The sequence below is a fragment of the Haloactinopolyspora alba genome (assembly GCF_003014555.1).
GTDB lineage: Bacteria > Actinomycetota > Actinomycetes > Jiangellales > Jiangellaceae > Haloactinopolyspora > Haloactinopolyspora alba.
Window position 1 is genome coordinate 35966 of record NZ_PYGE01000021.1, and the last position, 18735, is coordinate 54700.

Consider the following 18735-nt stretch of genomic DNA (forward strand, 5'->3'; position numbering starts at 1 on the left):
GCAAGGAGAATCCAATGACCTCGACCCAGTCCACCACCACCCAGACCGTCGACGTGAGCACGGGGGTGCGCCTCGAATATAGCGACGTCGGCGTCGGGGAACCGGTGCTGCTCATCATGGGCGCCGCGGGCTCGCTCGGCGTATGGGGACCGCTCGAGCCGGCCGTGTCCGCACACCGGCGGGCCCTCTCCTACGACCACCGCGGCATCGGCGCATCCTCCCGCGGCGGGGGTGAGATCACCACGGCCAGCCTCGCCGACGACGCAGCGGCGCTGCTCGACGCTCGGGGGATCGCGACGGCCCACGTACTGGGCTGGTCGCTCGGCAGCGCTGTCGCCCAGGAGCTCGCGCTCCGACACCCGGACCGGGTCGTCAGCCTCGGGCTCTACGGCACCTGGGCCCGCCTCGACGGGTTCCAGACAGCCGTTCTGGGTGCGATGCGGCATGCCTGGGACACCGGCGACCTCGAGTCGGCCCTCGGTGCGCTGGGGCTGTGCTTCTCCGCCCGGATGCTCAACGCCCCCGACTTCCAGCAGCAGCTCGAGTCGTTCCTCCCCCTGTTCCCACAGACAACCGACCAGGCCCGCGTGGTGGCGGAACAGTGGGAGGCGGTCTTCGCCCACGACACCACGGACCGGCTGGCCTCGGTGGCGGCCCCCACGCTGGTGATCTCCGGGGAGGAAGACCTGGTGACCCCGCGCTCCCGGTGCGAGGCGGTCGCCCGGGCGATCCCCGGGGCAGAGATCGTGCATCTCGACGGACCCGGCTCCGCCCATGCGCTCCACCTCGAGCGCACCGACGAGGTGGCGGCCGCCGTGACCTCCTTCTGGGACCGGCATCCGCTGACCGACGGGAGTCTCCGATGAGCAGCCGGCGAATGGCCGCGCCCCGGCTGGGAGCCATCTCAGCGCGTTCCTGATGACACTCGCGATCATCACCGCGGCACCCGCCGCGTCCTGCCTGTCAGGCCGCCGCGGACCCGGCGACGGCGCGGAGCGTGCGAGACATGGCGAGACCTCTCAGGGTGGGTTTACTGAGGCTTGGCTAACCAAATTACACCACGAGTGATCTGTCCGGCTTCACGACGTCCGGCACGTGGGTCGATCGGCCACTGCGGCGCGTTCACGGCGATCACGGGCCCGTCGGGCTCGGGCAAGAGCACGCTGCTGCCCGCGTGGCGGGCGAGTAGCCGCGGCCCGGCGCAACGACGAAGCGGCCGGCCAGAGAGTCTCTGGCCGGCCGCTTCGTAAACAGGGGTGGAGGTGCCGGGAATCGAACCCGGGTCCTTCGACGCTCCCTCAGGGCTTCTCCGGGCGCAGCCTGCTGTGTCTCTACTCGGCTCCGGTGATCACGCAGGCGAGTCCACCGTGACGAGCCCAGTCGCGTGAGTGTCCCTGCCGGTCCCGCGACCGTACCGGCAGGTGAGCCTCCTCAATGATGCCGAACACCGGGTCGGAAGCGAACCCGGGTCGACAGACTTCTAGCTCCCTGCCTCAGGCGGCGAGGGCGAAGTCAGTGCGCTTTTCGTTGGCACTTGTAACGTTGCCGCGAGCGTTAACGAGATAACGCGGCCTCCTCGGCCCGCTTCCCCTGGTTCGACGTGCGAAGTCGAAACCGCTCACCCCCTCTTGAATTTTCAAACCCCCGCACGAGCGACCCGCGCTGGGACTCGTCTGAGGATACTGCCTACAACGACGAACGGGCGAATCAGATTCCCGGCTCGCCCACCACCTGCTCCGGGCCCGACACGTTCTGGCCGAATCGCTACTTGCGAGTAACATGGTGGTGACGCCGACGAGCGGAGGCGGCACCATGACGGACGCGACGGGTCACTCGGACACCACGGCCGGCGGGGTGCCGGTCGACGAACGCGAGGCGCGACGGGTCGCCGAGGCCGCGCGCGAGACCCGCTGGGACCGGCCGTCGTTCGCCAAGGAGCTCTACCTGGGCCGGTTCCGGCTCGACCTGATCCATCCGCATCCGCGGACCCCCGCGGACGACGCCGCGCGCGCCGACGCCTTCCACGACCGGCTGCGCACCCTGTGCGAGACCGAGCTGGACGGCACCGTCATCGAGCGCGAGTCGCGCATCCCGGACGAGTACATGAAGGCGATGGCCAGGCTCGGCGTCTTCGGCATGAAGATCCCCGAGGCGTACGGCGGGCTCGGGCTGACCCAGGTGGGCTACAACCGGGCGCTGATGCTGCTCGGCGACGTCCACCCCAGCATCGGTGCCCTCGTCTCGGCGCACCAGTCCATCGGCGTCCCCGAACCGGTCAAGCAGTACGGCACCGAGGCGCAGAAACGCGCCTACCTTCCGCGCTGTGCCCAGGGCGGCGTCAGCGCGTTCCTGCTCACCGAGCCGGACGTCGGCTCCGACCCGGCCCGGCTGGCCGCCACGGCCACGCCCGTCGACGGCGGCGACGCGTACGACATCGACGGCGTGAAGCTCTGGACGACGAACGGTGTCGTCGCGGAGCTGCTCGTCGTGATGGCGCGGGTGCCCGAGCACGACGACGGACCCGGCGGCGTCACCGCGTTCGTCGTCGAGGCCGACTCCCCCGGCATCACCGTCGAACGCCGTAACGCGTTCATGGGACTGCGCGGGATCGAGAACGGCGTGACCCGGTTCGACCGCGTCCGGGTACCTGCCGCCAACCGGCTCGGCCGTGAGGGTGACGGCCTGCGGATCGCGCTGAGCACACTGAACACCGGTCGGCTGTCCATCCCGGCCCTGTGCACGGCGGCGTCGAAGTGGTGCCTGAAGATCGCCCGCGAATGGTCCGCCGAGCGCGTCCAATGGGGCAAGCCGGTGGGGCGTCATGCCGCGGTCGCGCACAAGATCTCCTACATCGCCGCCACCGCTTACGCGCAGGAGGCGGTGCTCGACCTGTCCGCGCACCTGGCCGACGAGGGACGCCGCGACATCCGCATCGAGGCGGCCCTGGCCAAGCTGTGGACCAGCGAGACCGCATGGAAGATCGCCGACGAGCTGGTGCAGATCCGCGGTGGCCGCGGCTACGAGACGGCCGAGTCGCTGCGCGCCCGCGGCGAACGGGCGGTACCGGCCGAGCAGATCCTGCGCGACCTGCGCATCAACCGCATCTTCGAGGGCTCCAGCGAGATCATGCACCTGCTGATCGCGCGCGAGGCGGTCGACGCGCACCTGCAGGCCGCCGGCGACGTCATCGACCCGGACGTGGCCCTGGCCGGCAAGGCACGCGCCGCGGCCAAGGCCACCGGCTTCTACGCCCGCTGGCTGCCGCAGCTGGTCACCGGCAGCGGCCAGCTGCCCGCGTCGTACGGCGAGTTCGGAGAACTCGCCGGGCACCTGCGCTACGTCGAGCGCGCCAGCAGGCGCCTGGCCCGGCACACCTTCTACGGCATGGCCCGGTGGCAGGGCGGGCTCGAGCGCAAGCAGGGGTTCCTCGCCCGTGTCGTCGACATCGGCGCCGAGTTGTTCGCCATCGCCGCGAGCTGCACCCGGGCCCGCATGCTCGCCGACGACGGCGCCGACGAGGCCCACGACGCGGCGCAACTGGCCGACGTGTTCGCGCGGCAGGCGCGGCTGCGCGTCGAGCGGCTGTTCGAGGCGCTCTGGCACAACACCGACGCCGCCGACGAGGCGCTGGCCAAGGCCGTCCTCCGGGGCGAGCACACCTGGTTCGAGGCCGACGTGCTCGACGTCAGCGAGGGCACCGGACCGTGGGTGGCCGACCCGGAGTCGTCGGCCGGCGCCGAGAACGTCGCCCGGCGGACGATGCCGTCGACCCGCGAGTAGAGCCCCGCCGTTCTCAGCGCTTGCGGGCCCAGGCCATGGCCCGCTCGGCCTCGCGCTTGGCTTCCTTCTCCGCGATCGCGCGGCGCTTGTCGTGTGCCTTCTTGCCGCGGGCGAGCGCGATCTCGACCTTGGCGTAGCCGTCCTTGAAGTACAACGACAACGGCACCAGCGTGAACCCGGCCTCACGGGTCTTGCCGATCAGGCGGCTGATCTCGTCGCGGCGCAGCAGCAGCTTGCGCGAGCGCCTCGGCTCGTGGTTGGTCCACGTGCCCAGGTCGTACTGCGGGATGTGGACGTTGCGCAACCACACCTCACCGTCACGGACGTCGGCGAAACCGTCGCCCAGGGACGCCTTTCCTGCGCGCAGCGACTTGACCTCGGTACCGGTCAGCACGATCCCGGCCTCGTACGTGTCGTCGATGTGGTAGTCGTAGCGCGCCTTGCGATTCTGTGCGATCAGCGACCGTCCGCGTTCCCGTGCCATGCGTCCCAGGATGTCACCTCGACCACCCCGGCGACGACTCCGTTTCGCGCCGGGCCCGCTACAGGTAGCCCATCGGGTCGGTCAGCGAGCCGTCAACATACAGCATGAAGTGCAGATGGCACGCGGTCGAACTACCCGTGGTACCGGAGTATCCGATCACCTCACCCTGCACGACCCACTCACCGGGACTGGCGGCGAACCGGGACAGGTGACTGTACGTCGTCACCATCCCGCCGTGGCTCACCGCGACCTGGTTGCCGTAACCGCTGCGGTAGTTCGCCCACTCCACCGATCCGGACCCCGCGGAGCGGATCGGGGTGCCGCAGTACGCCCGGAAGTCGGTGCCGTCGTGCAGCTTGTACACGCCGGTGATCGGATGGACGCGCATGCCGTACGACGAGGTGATGTACGGGTTCGACACCGGGTACTGCAGGCCGGACCCGGAGTCGTCGTCGGAGTCGTCGGACTCCTCGTCCGAGTCGCTCTCGCCGGAGTCGTCCGAGCCGTCGTCCTCGGACCCGTCGTCCGAGTCGTCGTCCGAGTTCTCCTGCTCACGCTCCCGTTCGCGTTCGCGTTCGCGCTCCCGTTCGCGTTCCCGCTCCCGTTGGCGTTCGCGCTCGCGCTCGCGCTGTCTGATCGCAGCGATCTCCTGCTGGATCTTCTCCCGCTCGGCCGCGAGCGCGGCGGTCTGGGTCGCGTCCTTCTCCTTCGCCTTCTGCGCCGCGGCAACGGCGTCGTCGCGGGCGGCGACCAGGCGGTCGACGTCGGCCTTGGCCGCGGCGGCGGACTCACGAGCCGACACGGCCGCGGCTTGCGCCGCCTCGGCCTGCTCCTCGCGCCGCTTGGTCTCGTCGAGACGCGCGGCCGCCTCCTGCCGCAGCGACTCGGCCTCGGCGCGCAGGTCCTCGAGCACGACGCGTTCGTTGGCCAGTTCGGCGCGGTTCTGCTTGAGGCTCGTGAGCACCCTGTCCTCGGCGTTGACCACCGACTGGGTGGCCTCGATGCCCGAGGCGAGGTCCTGCAGGCTCTCCGCCTGCATGACCGCGGCGATGCTCGCCAGGTCACCGCCGGCGCCACGCTGGTAGGCCTGCACGGCCACCTGGCTGATCGAGGCACGCTTGCCGTCGATACGCCCGGAGACCTCGTCGATCCTGGCTTTCTGCTTCTCGACCTCGGCCTCCGCCTCGGCCAGGCGCTCGGCCGCGGCCTTGTCCGCCGCCCGGGCGGCGGCCACCTCGCCCCGCGCGACCTCCAGCTTGTTCTGCGCGGCCTCGACCTGTTGCCGGGCGCTCGCGAGGTTCGCCTCCGCGGCCGGCAGCTTGGCCACCGCGTTCTGGTACGCCCGCGTGGCGTCGGCCAGTGCCTGGGTGGAGTGGGCGAGCTCGTTCCTCGCCTCGCCGAGATTGTTCTCGACGTCCTTCAGCCGGTCCTCCGGGTCCTCGGCCCACGCCTGCGCCAGGCCGGACCCGAGAACGCCGACGGTTGCGACGAGCACCGTCAGCCGGCGCGTCCACGAAAACCCATCAGTCACAGCTTTCACAGCTGCCCCCTTCGCACCACTCGTGCTCGACCGTAACATCGTTCACTCTGGACGCGAAGTGGTCACGAACAGATTCGTCACAGCGCACACGACGTGCGACGGCGCCGCGCCGGGTGCCACACGCGGGGCACGACACCCCGGCACAGCCGCCGTTTCCGCCGACACCAGCCAAAAAACACCGGTGTCATTCACGGCTCAGACTCGTAGATAACGCCGCAGGGTGATGAAGGAAGCCATCGCGGAAATCAGCACACCGGTCAACAGCAGCCACGGCACCGTGGCCCACACGTCCCCGCTGTCGACCCATGCGGTGAACGTCAGGTTCGGCGCGATGAGTCTGCTGATGATCAGCTGCTCCATCCCGAACAACGCCAGGCAGCCCACGATCGACCCGACGAGACCCGCGATGACCGCTTCGAGGATGAACGGCAGCTGGATGTAGAAGTTCGACGCGCCGACCAGGCGCATGATGCCGGTCTCACGCCGTCTGCTGTACGCGGCCAGACGTATGGTGTTCGCGATCAGCAACACCGCCGCCACGACCTGCAACGCCGCGACCCCGATGGCACCGATCTGGAACCCGCTCAACGCCCGGAAGAGTGGCCCCAGGAGTTCGCGCTGGTCCGAGACGTCCTGCACGCCCGCGAGGCCGGAGACCGCCGAGACGACGCCTTCGTACTCCTCCGGGTTCTTGAGCGCGACCCGGAACGACTGCTGCAGCTGATCGGGGGTGATGCTCTCGGCGATGGACTCGTCGAACTGCTCCTGGAACCGCTTGTAGGCCTGCTCCTGGTTCTCGTAGAAGACCTCGTCGACCTCGGGGTGCTCCTCGAGCGTCTGCCGGATCGTCTCGCGCTGGGCGTCGGTCACCTGACCGTCCGCGCAGCCGGCGCCGGTGGCGTACTCGTTGCACATGAACACCGAGATCTCGACCTTGTCGTACCAGAAGCCCTTGGTCGTCTCGGCCTGTGCACGCACCAGCAGGCCGGTGCCGAACAGGGCGATCGAGATCGCCACCGTGATGACGACCGCGACGGTCATCGTCAGATTGCGCCGGAGACCCGTGGTGATCTCCGATAACACGTACTGGAAGCGCATCGCTCTCTTCCGGGTTGCCTTCGGTGGCCTGGACGGCCGCGGTCGTGAGGTCGTCGGTCGCCGCTACCGGGAGTAGCCGTACACGCCTCGGGTCTGGTCGCGGACGAGTTTGCCCTGCTCGAGCTCGATCACGCGTTTACGCATCTGGTCCACGATCGACTGGTCGTGGGTGGCCATACAGACCGTCGTCCCGGTCCGGTTGATCCGGTCGAGCAGCTTCATGATGCCGACGCTCGTGGCCGGGTCGAGGTTTCCGGTGGGCTCGTCGGCGAGCAGGATGAGCGGCCGGTTCACGAAGGCGCGCGCGACCGCGACCCGCTGCTGCTCACCACCGGAGAGCTGGTCGGGCATGCGGTCTTCCTTGCCTTCCAGCCCGACGAGCTCGAGCACCGCCGGGACGTCCCGGCCGATCTGCCGCCGCGGCTTGCCGATGACCTGCAGCGCGAACGCCACGTTCTCGAAGACCGTCTTGTTCGGCAGCAGCCGGAAATCCTGGAAGACGGTGCCGATACGCCGGCGCAGGTGCGGAACCTTCCAGTTCGACAGCCGGTGCAGATCCTTACCTGCCACCCGGATACGTCCCGAAGTGGGACGGTCCTCCTTGAGCACCAGCCGCAGGAAGGTCGACTTCCCGGACCCGGACGGGCCCACCATGAAGACGAACTCCCCCTTCTCGACCTCCATGGTGAGGCTGTCGAGCGCAGCCTGGGTCTGGGTGGGATAGAGCTTGCTGACGTTGTCGAATCGGATCACGATGCCTCGCCGGTGTTGATCTCAGACGCACCCGTGGCCCCCGTTGCCGGGACCGAGCACGAATGTGAGTGTACGTCGGCGCGCCCATGAACGCTCAGCGTCACGCCTGCGCCTTGGCCTGCTCGTGCTTGCGCCACCGGATGCCGGACTCGAGGAACCCGTCGATGTCGCCGTCCAGCACGGCCTGGGGGTTGCCGACCTCGTGCTCGGTCCGCAGGTCCTTGACCATCTGGTACGGATGCAGGACGTACGAGCGCATCTGGTCGCCCCAGGACGCCTTGACGTCCCCGGCCATCTCCTTCTTCTGCGCCTGTTCCTGCTCGCGCTGCAGGAGCAGCAGCTTCGACTGCAGCACCCGCATCGCCGCGGCCCGGTTCTGGATCTGCGACTTCTCGTTCTGCATCGAGACCACGATGCCGGTCGGCTGGTGGGTGATGCGCACCGCCGAGTCGGTCGTGTTGACGCTCTGTCCGCCGGGACCGGACGAGCGGAAGACGTCGACGCGGATGTCGTTCTCGGGCACCTCGACGTGGTCGGTCTGCTCGATCAGCGGAATGACCTCGACCGCGGCGAACGACGTCTGGCGACGGCCCTGGTTGTCGAACGGAGAGATGCGCACCAGCCGGTGGGTGCCCGCCTCGACCGAGAGCGTCCCGAACGCGAACGGCGCCTTGACCTCGAACGTCGCCGACTTCAGGCCGGCTTCCTCGGCGTAGGAGGTGTCCAGGACCTCGGTCTTGTAGCCGTGCCGTTCGGCCCAGCGCAGATACATCCGCAGCAGCATGTCGGCGAAGTCCGCCGCGTCCACCCCGCCGGCGCCGGCGCGGATCGTCACCACGGCCTCGCGCTCGTCGTACTCGCCGGACAGCAGCGTGCGGATCTCGAGGTCGGCCACCGTCTTGCGCAGGTCGTCGATCTCGCGCTCGACCTCGGCCATCGCGTCCGGGTCGCCTTCGTCACGCCCGAGCTCCACCATCACCGGCAGGTCGTCGACCCGCTGGCGCAGCTCGGTGACCTTGCGCAGCTCGGCCTGGCGGTACGAGAGCTGACTCGTCACCTGCTGCGCCTTCTCGACGTCGTCCCACAGGTCGGGAGACGCTGCCTGCTCTTCGAGGTCGGTGACGCGCTCGGCGAGCTTGTCCGGTTCGAGGACCTGCTCGATACCGGCCAGCGTCTCGGAGAGTTCGGCGATCTCGGCGTCCAAATCACGTGCTGCCACGTCGGACAAGCGTACGCGCTATCACGGCCGCTCCGATGACAGTGGCGAGGACGCGCGTCGGCCGACCACCCGGGGTCGCTGGGCGTGGCTTCTCGCCACGGTCGGTCGACGGACTCGCCGACTGCTCGCCGTACGTGTGATGGGGGTGCGACTGGTGGGGTCAGAGCACCAGTAACCGCGCCCCATCACGCGGAGTTCGCGGCGTTCGCCGGCGGCGGCAGGCCGGCGGCGTCGGCGACCACGCGCATGTTGGTCTCGAAGATCCCCTCTCGGGCATCGGCCGGCAGCCAGTCGAGGTGCCCGTAGGCCTCGAGGCTGGTGAAGCCGTGCAGGGCCGTCCAGCAGTGCAGCATCGCCTGAAAGGTCTCCGCCGACAGCGCCGGAGCGTCATCGGGCTGCATAGGGTCGTCGCGGCCCGCCGTGAACCGGCACACGGGATCGGGCGCGTCGCGGAACCGGGGCTCGCGCAGCACCCCGAGCTCGATCGCGTCGAAGAACAGCGACTTGAGCTCGATCATCGCACCACGCGCCGCCTCGGTGACCGACCCCTCGTCCGGAGCCGCGTACCCGGGCACCGGCATGCCGAGGATGAGCGCGAACCGCTGCGACTCACCCAGCGCCCATCGCCGGTAGGCCTGGGCGACGGCGAAGAACCGCCCGCCCGGGTCGTCCTTCGGCAGCCGGTCGCGCTCTTCGGCGACGGCCGCGCCGAGATCGGCGAAGGCGTCGACGATCAGCTGGGTCAGCAGCTCGTCCCGGTCGGCGAAGTAGCGGTACAGAGCCGGAGCCGTCATGCCCATGTGCCGGGCGATGTCGGAGAACCGGAAGTCCGTCGTCCCCTGCTCGCGCATCAGCTGCAGCGCCGTGTTCTTGATCTCGTCGACGGTGGCCGCCCGCGCACGTTCGCGACGCGACATCGCGGGCTGCTCGGCGGGGCGGTCGTCAGCGACTGTCGCATCGATCGGTTCGTCGGCCACTTCTCCCGCGCCTCCTCAGGTGAGCTTCCGTTAAGCATCGTCACAGACGTGAAGCCTCTTGACAAGCAAGACTCCGATCGTGTTTCGTTACGTCCCATAACACTAATGAACCATTGTAACTTCAACGGAGTTTCACGAGGAGGCCCCCGATGACCACCGCAGACACATCCGCGCCGTCGCCACCGCGCGCCGGTGTCCTGGGCCGGCTCGCCGGCGCCGCGTTCCGCATGCGCGGACGCGTCGTCATCGCCTGGGTCTTGGCGATCGCCGGCGCCGTCGGCCTGTCGTCGGCGTTCGCCGGCGAGTTCACCGCCGACTACTCCGCACCCGGCTCCGACTCCGCGCAGGCGCAGGACCTGCTGGCCGACCGGTTCCCCGCGCAGGCCGGCGACGTCGTCGACGTCGTGTTCCGGTCGGACGAACCGGCCACCGACCCGGCCGTTCGCGGCGACGTCACCGCCGTGCTGGACGAACTGGGCGGCATGGACCACGTCGCCGCCGTCGACGACCCGTACACCGCACCGGGCTCGATCTCCGATGACGGCCGGACCGTGCACGCACAGCTGCACCTCGACGTCACCACCCCGGCCGACATGCCCGTCGAGGTCACCGAGGCGATGCTGGACACCGCCGCCGACGCCGAGAACGCCGGGCTGGACGTCGCCCTCGGCGGGCAGACGATCCAGGCGGCCGAACAGGAGGAGATCGGCTCCGAGATGATCGGCATGGCCGCCGCGGCCGTCATCCTGCTGGTGACGTTCGGTTCCGTCGTCGCGGCCGGGCTCCCGCTGGTCGTGGCCGTCGCCGGTCTCGGCGTCAGCGCGACGCTCACCGGCATCATCGCCGCGGCGACCGAGGTTCCGGACTGGTCCACCGCGCTCGCCACGATGATGGGCATCGCCCTCGGCATCGACTACGTGCTGCTCATGGTCACCCGGTTCCGCGAATGGCGTGCCGCCGGCCTCGATCCGGAACGTGCCACCGTCGCCACCCTCGACACCGCCGGCCGGTCGGTCATCGTGGCCGGCAGCACCGTCGTGGTGAGCATGCTCGGGCTGTTCGCGATGGGCCTGTCGTTCATGCGCGGCGCGGCGATCGTGACGATCGTGGCCGTGCTGGTGGTGATGGCCGCGGCCGTCACCCTGTTCCCGGCGTTGCTCGGCTATCTCGGCCGGTGGGTCGACCGGCTCCGGCTGCCGCTGGGACGGCGGCGCGACGTCCGGGTCGCCACCGGCGGACACGTCGAGCCCGGCCGTGCCTGGACGCGGTGGGGCCGGCTGATCGACCGGCACAGCGTCGTCGCGACGGTGCTGGGTGTCGGGCTGCTGCTGGCGCTGGCCGCGCCGTTCCTCGGGGTCCGCTTCGGGTTCCCGGACGCGGGGAACAACCCCGAGGAGCGCTCGGCTCGCCAGGCCTACGACATGCTGTCCGACGGGTTCGGCGACGGGGCGAACGGGCCGCTGCTGGTGGTCGCCGACCTCCCGTCGTCCGAGGCCGCGGACGCGCTGCCGGCGCTCGCCGAGGAGCTCGGCGCGACACCCGGTGTCGCCGCCGTCTCGCCCCCGCAGCTCAACCCGGCCGGCGACGCCGCGGTGCTCACGGTGGTACCGACCACCGGCCCGCAGGACGGCGCGACCGAGGACCTGGTGCGTGCGCTGCGCGACGACGTGATCCCGGCGGCCACCGACGGCAGCGGCGCGCAGGTCCACGTGGGCGGCGTGACCGCCGCCTCGATCGACTCCACGTCGAACACCGCCAGCAGGATTCCCCTGCTCATCGGCGGTGTGGTCGCGCTGTCGATGCTGCTCCTGCTCGTCTCGTTCCGTAGCCTCGTCATCCCGGTGACCGCCGCCGTGATGAACCTGCTGTCCGTCGCCGCCGCCTACGGTGTCGTGGCGCTCGTCCTGGAGGGCGGATGGGCCGGACAGCTCGTCGGCATCGACACCGAGACGCCGATGCCGGCGTTCATCCCGGTACTCGTGTTCGCCGTGCTGTTCGGTCTGTCCATGGACTACGAGGTGTTCCTGATCAGCCGCATGCGCGAGACGTGGATGCGCACCCGGGACAACGGCCGCGCGATCGTCGAGGGACTCGCCGGTACCGGACGGGTGATCACCGCCGCCGCGGCGATCATGGTGTCGGTCTTCGCGGCGTTCGTCCCCAGCCCCGAGGTGTTCCTGAAGGTCATCGGCGTGGGCATGGCCGCGGCGATCCTGGTGGACGCGACCATCGTGCGGATGCTGCTGGTGCCCGCGGTGATGAACCTGCTGGGACGGGCGAACTGGTGGCTGCCGTCGTGGCTGGACCGGCGTCTTCCGCAGCTGCACGTCGAGGGGCGGCCGGAACTGTACCTCGACGACACCGCCGGCCATGCCGACAAGGACCTGGAGCCGGCCGGAGCCAGGTGAGCATCACCCGGAGAAACGATCAGGTGACAGCGGGAGCCTGCGTGCACCCGCCGTGTCACCTGATCGTTTCCCGTCGTCAGGTCGAGTCGGTGCGCAGCAGGCCGCGGACGGCGCGCAGGCCCACCGACAGCCGGGCCAGGTCGAAGCTGTCCCCCTCGACGATCTCGTGCAGGGTCTGCTGCGCCCGGCCGACGACCACCTCGTCCTGCGCCGCCCACGCCTCGACCCGGGCCCGCGGCTCGGCCGACTCGTCGGTGTGCCGGATGACCTGCGCGGCCAGCGACGCCTGCAGGGCGTGCAGGTCGTCGCGCAACGCCGCACGCGCCATGGTGTGCCACCGGTCGTGCCGCGGCAGCGAGACGATCCGCTCGAGCAGCCGGCCCAGCTCGAGGAACGCGCCCAGCGTGAAGTGCACGTGCGCCACCTCGAGCAGATCGGTCCCGGTGGTCAGCGAGGTGTCCACCATGCCGAGCCCGGCGTACGCCGGTGGCAGCACCGCGACCCTGGTGGCCAGCTCGTCCGGGACCCCCGCCGTGGTCAGCGTGTCGAGGCGCTGGGCGAACAGGTCCTGCTCGCGGCCCACCAGCACGTCCGGCAGCGCCGTCAGCAGCCTGGAGATCGGTTCCTCGAAGAACCCGATCTGCCAGGCGATGTCCATGGGCGGGCGCCGGTTGACGGTCAGCCAGCGCGTCGCCCGTTCGGTGATGGTGCGCCCGGCGAGGCGCATCTCGGTCTGCACCTCGAACGGCACGACGGTGTCGAGATCGTTGACGGCCGCGTGCAGCTCGGGCATGCGGAACACGACCCCGGCGACCGTGTGCGCGCGCGCCAGGTCCTCCAGCGAACCGCCGGTCTCCATGGCCAGGCGGTACGCGAACGTCGTCCCTGCCTCGTTCACCAGCTGGTTGACGACGACGTTGGTGATGATCTCGCGCCGCAGCGGATGCTCGTCGATCCACTCCGGGTAGCGCTCTCGCAGCGCACTCGGGAAATAGGCGTGCAGCGCCCAGCCCAGGTACGGGTCGTCGGGCACCCGGCCGGCCAGCAGCTCCTCGTACATGATGTTCTTCGTGTAGGCGAGGACGACGGACATCTCCGGACCGGTCAGCCCACGGCCGGAGCTCACCCGCTCGGCCATCTGCCGGTCGGTCGGCAGCGCCTCGAGCGTGCGGTCCAGCAGGCCGTTGTTCTCGAGTTTGCTGAGATAGGACCGGTGCACGTGGGCGAGGTTGCCGGCCTGGTGCACACCACCGGCCAGCGCGACGTTCTGGTTGTAGTTGTTCGCCAGCACCAGATCGGAGATCTCGTCGGTCATCTCCGCCAGCAGCTCGTTGCGCTGCTTCTCGGTCAGGTCACCCGCCCGCACCACTGCGTCCAGCAGGATCTTGATGTTGACCTCGTGGTCGGACGTGTCGACGCCGGCGGAGTTGTCGATGGCGTCGGTGTTCACGTGGTGGCCGTGGTGCCCGCGATCGCTGTCACTATCGGCGCTGAGCACGTACTCGATACGGCCGCGCTGGGTGAGACCGAGGTTGCCGCCTTCGCCGACGATCAGGCAGCGCAGCTGCTCGCCGTTGACCCGGATGGCGTCGTTGGCCTTGTCACCGACGTCGGCGTTGGTCTCGGTCCGCGCCTTGACGTAGGTGCCGATGCCCCCGTTCCACAGCAGGTCGACCGGCGCGGTGAGGATCGCGCGCATCAGCTCCGCCGGGGTCATCGACTCCACGGACCCGTCGATGCCCAGTGCCTCGCGGACCTGCGGCGTCAGCGCGACGGACTTCGCCGACCGCGGGTGCACGCCGCCGCCGTCGCTGATCAGGTCGGTGTCGTAGTCGTTCCAGGTCGACCGTGGCAGCTCGAACAGCCGCCGGCGCTCGGCGTACGAGCTCGCCGCGTCCGGGTTCGGGTCGAGGAAGATGTGCCGGTGGTCGAACGCCGCGACCAGCCGGATGTGCTCGGACAGCAACATGCCGTTGCCGAAGACGTCACCGGACATGTCGCCGACGCCGACGACGGTGAACTCCTCGCGCTGGCAGTCCCGGCCGAGCTGGCGGAAGTGCCGCTTGACGGACTCCCAGGCCCCGCGGGCGGTGATCCCCATGGCCTTGTGGTCGTAGCCGGCCGACCCGCCGGAGGCGAAGGCGTCACCGAGCCAGAACCCGTAGTCCTTCGACACCTGGTTCGCGATGTCGGAAAAGGTCGCGGTGCCCTTGTCGGCCGCGACCACCATGTACGGGTCGTCGCCGTCGTGTCGCACGACCCGCTGCGGAGGCACGACGGTGCGGTCGGGGGCACGGTTGTCGGTGACGTCGAGCATCGCCCGGATGAACGTCTTGTAGCACTCCACGCCCTCGGCCAGCCATGCCTCGCGTCCGGCCGACGGGTCCGGCAGCCGCTTGCCGACGAAGCCGCCCTTGGCCCCCACCGGGACGATGACCGAGTTCTTCACCGCCTGCGCCTTGACCAGGCCGAGGATCTCGGTGCGGAAGTCCTCGCGACGGTCCGACCACCGCAGCCCGCCGCGGGCGACCGCGCCGTAGCGCAGGTGCACGCCTTCGACACGCGGCGAGTACACCCAGATCTCGTACGCCGGGCGCGGCTCCGGCAGCTCCGGCAGCGAGCGCGAGTCGAGCTTGAAGCTCATGGCGTCCGGCCCGCCGTCGTCGGTCAGCCGGTAGTAGCTGGTGCGCAGCGTGGCGTTGATCAACCGCAGGAAGGAACGCAGGATACGGTCCTGGTCCAGGCTGGCGACGTCGTCGAGCGCCTCCTCGATACGGGTCGTGACCTCGGCCGCCGCGGTCTCGCGTGCGCTCCGGCCGGTCTCGTCGTCGGCGTGGCGCTCGGGGTCGAAGCGGATCTCGAACAGCTCGACGAGCCGGCGCGCCACGTCGACGTGGCCGGACAGCGCCTCCTCGAGATAGTTCTGGCTGAACGTGGAACCGGCCTGACGCAGGTACTTCGCGTAGGCGCGCAGGATCGACGCCTGCCGCCAGGACAGTCCGGCCTGCGGCACCAGGGCGTTGAACCCGTCGCTCTCGGCCACTCCGCGCCACACGGCGGCGAAGGCGTCCTGGAACAGCACCTTGAGCCGTTCCGCCTCGCCGGGCCGCAGCCCCACGTATCGCAGACCGAAGTCGTAGATGTAGGCCGTGACGTCACCGTCGGCGGTGTGCCGGACGACCTCGTACGGGCGCTCGTCGACGACCTCGACGCCCATGCGCGACAGGATCGGCAGCACCTGGGTCAGTGAGATCGCGGCGCCGGTGCGGTAGATCTTGAACCGGCGGTCGTCCACCGGCCCGCCCACGGGCTGGTAGAGGTTCATGCCGAGCCCGTCGCTCTCGGGCAGCTCCTCGAGGCGGCGCAGGTCGGCGACCGCGGTGCGGGCGGAGAAGTCCTCCTTGTAGCCCTCCGGGAACCCGTCGCGGTAGCGCCGCAGCAGCGTGGCCGCGCTCTCCTCGCCCACCTGCTCGGCGAGCGCGTCGGACAGCTCGTCGCTCCACGAGCGGGTCGCGGCGACCAGCTGGCGCTCCAGTGCGGTCACGTCGATGTCCGGCAGCTGCTGCTCGCGGCCCATGCGGATGACGAAATGCAGCCTGGCCAGGACCGACTCGCCGATGCGCGCGGTGAAGTCGATGGACTCGCCGCCGGTGGCGGCCAGCAGGATCCGCTGAATGCTCTCGCGGACGCCGGTGTTGTAGCGGTCCCGCGGCAGGTAGACGAGGATCGACAGGTACCGCCCGTAGTCGTCGCGACGGACGAACATCCGCAGCGCGCGCCGCTCCTGCAGGTGGACCACGGCGAGAGCGGTGGGCAGCAGGTCGTCCACCGGTGTCTGGAACAGCTCGTCGCGCGGATAGGTCTCGAGCACCTGCAGCAGGTCCTTGCCCGAGTGGCTGGTCGGCGCGAACCCGGCGCGGTCGATGACCTCCTGCACCTTGCGCCGTAGCACCGGGATGCGCAGCACGCTCTCGGTGTAGGCCGGGGAGGTGAACAGTCCGAGGAACCGGCGTTCGCCGACGACCTCGCCGGAGGCGTCGAACATCTTCACGCCGATGTAGTCGAGGTACGCGGGCCGGTGCACCGTCGACTTCGAGTTCGCCTTGGTGAGAACGAGCAGCCGCTTCTCGCGGGCCTTCGCCCGCACCTCCGGCGGCAGCTTGCCGAACGAGCCGGACAGGTCCTGGTCGGCGCGGAGGATGCCCAGCCCGGTACCGGTGACCGCGCGCAGCACGTCCTCGCCCTCGACCTGGTCGAGCATGTACTCGCGGTAGCCGAGGAACGTGAAGTGGTCGTCGGCCAGCCAGCGCAGCAGCTCGCGAGCCTCGTCGATCTCGACGTCCGGCACCGAGAGCACGACGTCATCCGGCGGCGCGTCGAGCTCGTCGGCCAGGTCCTCGGCCCGCTTACGCATCCGCTGCCAGTCCTCGACGGCCTCTCGCACGTCGCGCAGCACACCGCGCAGCCGCTCGGTGATGCGGTTCTGCTCCTCCGGGTCGTCGGTGCGGTCGATCTCAACGTGCATCCACGACTCGACGACCGCGTCGGCGGTCTCGGCCAGCCGCGGGTCGTTGTCGCCGAAGTCGCAGATCTCGAGCAGCTCGCCGGTGATGTCACGGCGCACGACCATCTGCGGGTGCACCACGAGACGGATGGGGTGGTCGTGCTCGCTGAGCGCCATGGTGACGGAGTCGACCAGGAACGGCATGTCGTCGATGACGACCTCGACGGCGGTGTGCCCCGACGCCCAGCCGTGCTCGTCGATGGTCGGCGTGTAGACGTTGACGACGGCGGTGCCCTGTGGCCGGCTCTGCGCGGCACGCCGGTGCGACGCGGCGACACCGTAGACGTCGACGACGTCACGGTCGACGAGGTCCTCGGCGGCGACGTGGCGATAGTAGCGGCGCAGGAAGGACTCGTCGTCCTCGCGGCGGCTACGGTCGCCGACCGTCGCGGCCTTGGCGAGCAGTTCGGCCTTGGCTTCGTCCAGCCGGTTTCGCATGGTCCACCACCCACGGATCCGTCACCCCGCACGCCGTCGTACGGGACCCCTCAGACCCTAGCCGTTGTGGGCCGTCCCGTGCGCGCCGGCCGGGGCCCTTCCGACGGCGGCTCACAGCCAGGAGCGCAGCTCCCACAACAGCGGGTAGTACCGCAGGTCCAGCCTGCTGCGCAGGTAGCCGGCGCCCGACGACCCCCCGGTGCCGGACTTGGTGCCGATCATGCGTTCGACCATCGTGACGTGCCGTGCCCGCCAGTCCGCGGCCATCTCGTCGTGCGTGAGCAGCCCTTCGGCCAGCTCCCAGACGTCGCCGTAACCGCCGCGGTCGTGCGCCGCGGTCCGCAGCGACCCGCGCACCTGCTCGTCGCCGTCCGCGCGGAGCCCGTACGAGCGCAACACCGCCAGGAAGGCGTCCCACAACGTCGGCTCGTCCAGGCGGCGCCGCAGCCGCGCGGACTCGTCGGCGGTCAGGCCGCGGAACCGGGCCAGGAACGCCTCGTCCTTCGCGCCGGACACGAACTCCAGCTCACGGAACTGCACCGACTGGAACCCGCTGGCCGGGGCCAGCCGGGCGCGGAACTCGAGGAAATCCTGCGGGGTCATCGTCTCGAGGACGCCGACCTGTTCGATCAGGATCCGCTCGATCTCGTGCACCCGCGCGAGCAGATGCCGGGCCCACCACAGCCGGCCGTCGAACATCGCCTCTCGCGCCGCCTGCACCTCGTGCAGCAGCTGCTTGAACCACAGCTCGTAGACCTGGTGGATCGTGATGAACAGCAGCTCGTCATGGGCGTCGGTCTGCAGCTGTTGCTGGCCGAGCAGCCCGTCGAGCCGTAGGTACGTGCCGTAGGTCAGCCGTGCGCCGTCCTCGCCGAAGTGCGCCGACGGCGCCTCGGACCGTTCCTGCCGGGAGGTTTCGTCACCATCGTGTGTCACCGGACCAGGGTATGGGCGAGGATGATGGTCATGGACCTGCACAGCGAGCTGCGTTACGACGCCGACCCGGCCACCGTGTTCGAGATGCTCACCGACGAGACGTTCATCGCCCGCAAGACCACCGCGGCCAAGGCTCTGCGCCACGACGTCACCATCACCCGGCAGGGCGAGCGCGTCACGATCGAGCTCACACGTGTCATGCCACCGGACGTGCCGGATTTCGTGCGCCGGTTCGTCGGCGACACCATCGAGATCCAGCAGACCGACGTCTGGGAGGCCGCCCGCCCCGACGGCACGCGGTCGGGCACGATCACGCTGGACATGGTCGGAACACCGGTGTCGTGCTCAGGCACCATGAGCTTGCAGCGCAGCGACGGCGGCACCGTCATGACCATCGACGGCACCGTCAAGGCCTCGGTGCCGCTGGTGGCCGGCAAGGTCGAGCGAGCCGTGCACGAAGGGCTCGCCGAAGCCGCCCGGATCGAGGAGAGCGTCGGCCGCGCCTGGCTGGCCGAGCAGCGCTGACGCGCAGCCCCGA

General features: G+C 69.9%; 12 protein-coding genes and 1 other RNA gene. 4 read left to right on the forward strand and 9 right to left on the reverse strand.

Features of this window, described 5'->3' with window-relative positions; genetic code table 11:
• The first annotated feature begins 14 nt into the window (after positions 1 to 14).
• Positions 15 to 866 (forward strand): alpha/beta hydrolase family protein, encoded by an 852-nt coding sequence (locus tag CLV30_RS21550; protein WP_106539303.1) that lies wholly within the window; start codon positions 15 to 17, stop codon positions 864 to 866.
• A gap of 388 nt (positions 867 to 1254) precedes the next feature.
• Here CLV30_RS21550 and ssrA read toward each other — a convergent pair.
• Positions 1255 to 1626: a transfer-messenger RNA gene (ssrA, locus tag CLV30_RS21555) on the reverse strand.
• A gap of 186 nt (positions 1627 to 1812) precedes the next feature.
• Here ssrA and CLV30_RS21560 point away from each other — a divergent pair.
• Positions 1813 to 3780, forward strand: a complete 1968-nt coding sequence (locus tag CLV30_RS21560) for an acyl-CoA dehydrogenase family protein (RefSeq protein WP_106539339.1) — start codon at positions 1813 to 1815, stop codon at positions 3778 to 3780.
• Positions 3781 to 3793: 13 nt separating this feature from the next.
• Here the strand turns inward: CLV30_RS21560 and smpB are convergent, their stop codons facing one another.
• The 6 genes from smpB to CLV30_RS21590 form a co-directional block, all read right to left on the reverse strand.
• Positions 3794 to 4264 (reverse strand): SsrA-binding protein SmpB, encoded by a 471-nt coding sequence (gene smpB, locus CLV30_RS21565; RefSeq protein WP_106539304.1) that lies wholly within the window; start codon positions 4262 to 4264, stop codon positions 3794 to 3796.
• 58 nt (positions 4265 to 4322) lie between these two features.
• Positions 4323 to 5795 (reverse strand): M23 family metallopeptidase, encoded by a 1473-nt coding sequence (locus tag CLV30_RS21570; protein ID WP_129711052.1) that lies wholly within the window; start codon positions 5793 to 5795, stop codon positions 4323 to 4325.
• 204 nt (positions 5796 to 5999) lie between these two features.
• Entirely contained in the window at positions 6000 to 6902 is a 903-nt protein-coding gene (ftsX, locus tag CLV30_RS21575; RefSeq protein ID WP_106539306.1) for a permease-like cell division protein FtsX, read from the reverse strand.
• Between the two features lie 63 nt (positions 6903 to 6965).
• Positions 6966 to 7655, reverse strand: a complete 690-nt coding sequence (ftsE, locus tag CLV30_RS21580) for a cell division ATP-binding protein FtsE (RefSeq protein ID WP_106539307.1) — start codon at positions 7653 to 7655, stop codon at positions 6966 to 6968.
• 100 nt (positions 7656 to 7755) lie between these two features.
• Positions 7756 to 8874 carry a peptide chain release factor 2 gene (prfB, locus tag CLV30_RS21585; protein ID WP_205740950.1) on the reverse strand — a complete coding sequence of 373 codons (1119 nt, stop codon included), beginning with the start codon at positions 8872 to 8874 and terminating at the stop codon, positions 7756 to 7758.
• Between the two features lie 185 nt (positions 8875 to 9059).
• On the reverse strand, positions 9060 to 9851 hold the full coding sequence (locus tag CLV30_RS21590; RefSeq protein ID WP_106539309.1) for a TetR/AcrR family transcriptional regulator: 792 nt from the start codon (positions 9849 to 9851) through the stop codon (positions 9060 to 9062).
• Positions 9852 to 10000: 149 nt separating this feature from the next.
• Between CLV30_RS21590 and CLV30_RS21595 the strand changes: the two genes are divergently transcribed.
• The gene (locus tag CLV30_RS21595) at positions 10001 to 12259 is read left to right on the forward strand and encodes an MMPL family transporter (protein ID WP_106539310.1); all 2259 of its coding nucleotides are present in this window, start codon (positions 10001 to 10003) and stop codon (positions 12257 to 12259) included.
• A 76-nt stretch (positions 12260 to 12335) separates the two neighbouring features.
• On the opposite strand, the gene CLV30_RS21600 is transcribed toward CLV30_RS21595, so the two are convergent.
• Both CLV30_RS21600 and CLV30_RS21605 read right to left on the reverse strand, forming a co-directional pair.
• The gene (locus CLV30_RS21600; RefSeq protein ID WP_106539311.1) at positions 12336 to 17261 is read right to left on the reverse strand and encodes an NAD-glutamate dehydrogenase; all 4926 of its coding nucleotides are present in this window, start codon (positions 17259 to 17261) and stop codon (positions 12336 to 12338) included.
• Between the two features lie 111 nt (positions 17262 to 17372).
• Entirely contained in the window at positions 17373 to 18197 is an 825-nt protein-coding gene (locus CLV30_RS21605) for a tryptophan 2,3-dioxygenase family protein (RefSeq protein ID WP_106539312.1), read from the reverse strand.
• Positions 18198 to 18227: 30 nt separating this feature from the next.
• Between CLV30_RS21605 and CLV30_RS21610 the strand changes: the two genes are divergently transcribed.
• Positions 18228 to 18722, forward strand: coding sequence for a DUF2505 domain-containing protein (locus tag CLV30_RS21610; RefSeq protein WP_165358680.1), 495 nt, complete (start codon positions 18228 to 18230; stop codon positions 18720 to 18722).
• Positions 18723 to 18735 lie beyond the last annotated feature (13 nt).

What these genes read in the sequence shown, in the direction of transcription:
- CLV30_RS21550 (WP_106539303.1), top strand. Translation starts at nt 15, where the DNA reads ATGACCTCGACCCAGTCCACCACCACCCAGACCGTCGACGTGAGCACG.
- CLV30_RS21560 (WP_106539339.1), top strand. Translation starts at nt 1,813, where the DNA reads ATGACGGACGCGACGGGTCACTCGGACACCACGGCCGGCGGGGTGCCG.
- smpB (WP_106539304.1), bottom strand. Translation starts at nt 4,264, where the DNA reads ATGGCACGGGAACGCGGACGGTCGCTGATCGCACAGAATCGCAAGGCG.
- ftsX (WP_106539306.1), bottom strand. Translation starts at nt 6,902, where the DNA reads ATGCGCTTCCAGTACGTGTTATCGGAGATCACCACGGGTCTCCGGCGC.
- CLV30_RS21595 (WP_106539310.1), top strand. Translation starts at nt 10,001, where the DNA reads ATGACCACCGCAGACACATCCGCGCCGTCGCCACCGCGCGCCGGTGTC.
- CLV30_RS21600 (WP_106539311.1), bottom strand. Translation starts at nt 17,261, where the DNA reads ATGCGAAACCGGCTGGACGAAGCCAAGGCCGAACTGCTCGCCAAGGCC.
- CLV30_RS21610 (WP_165358680.1), top strand. Translation starts at nt 18,228, where the DNA reads ATGGACCTGCACAGCGAGCTGCGTTACGACGCCGACCCGGCCACCGTG.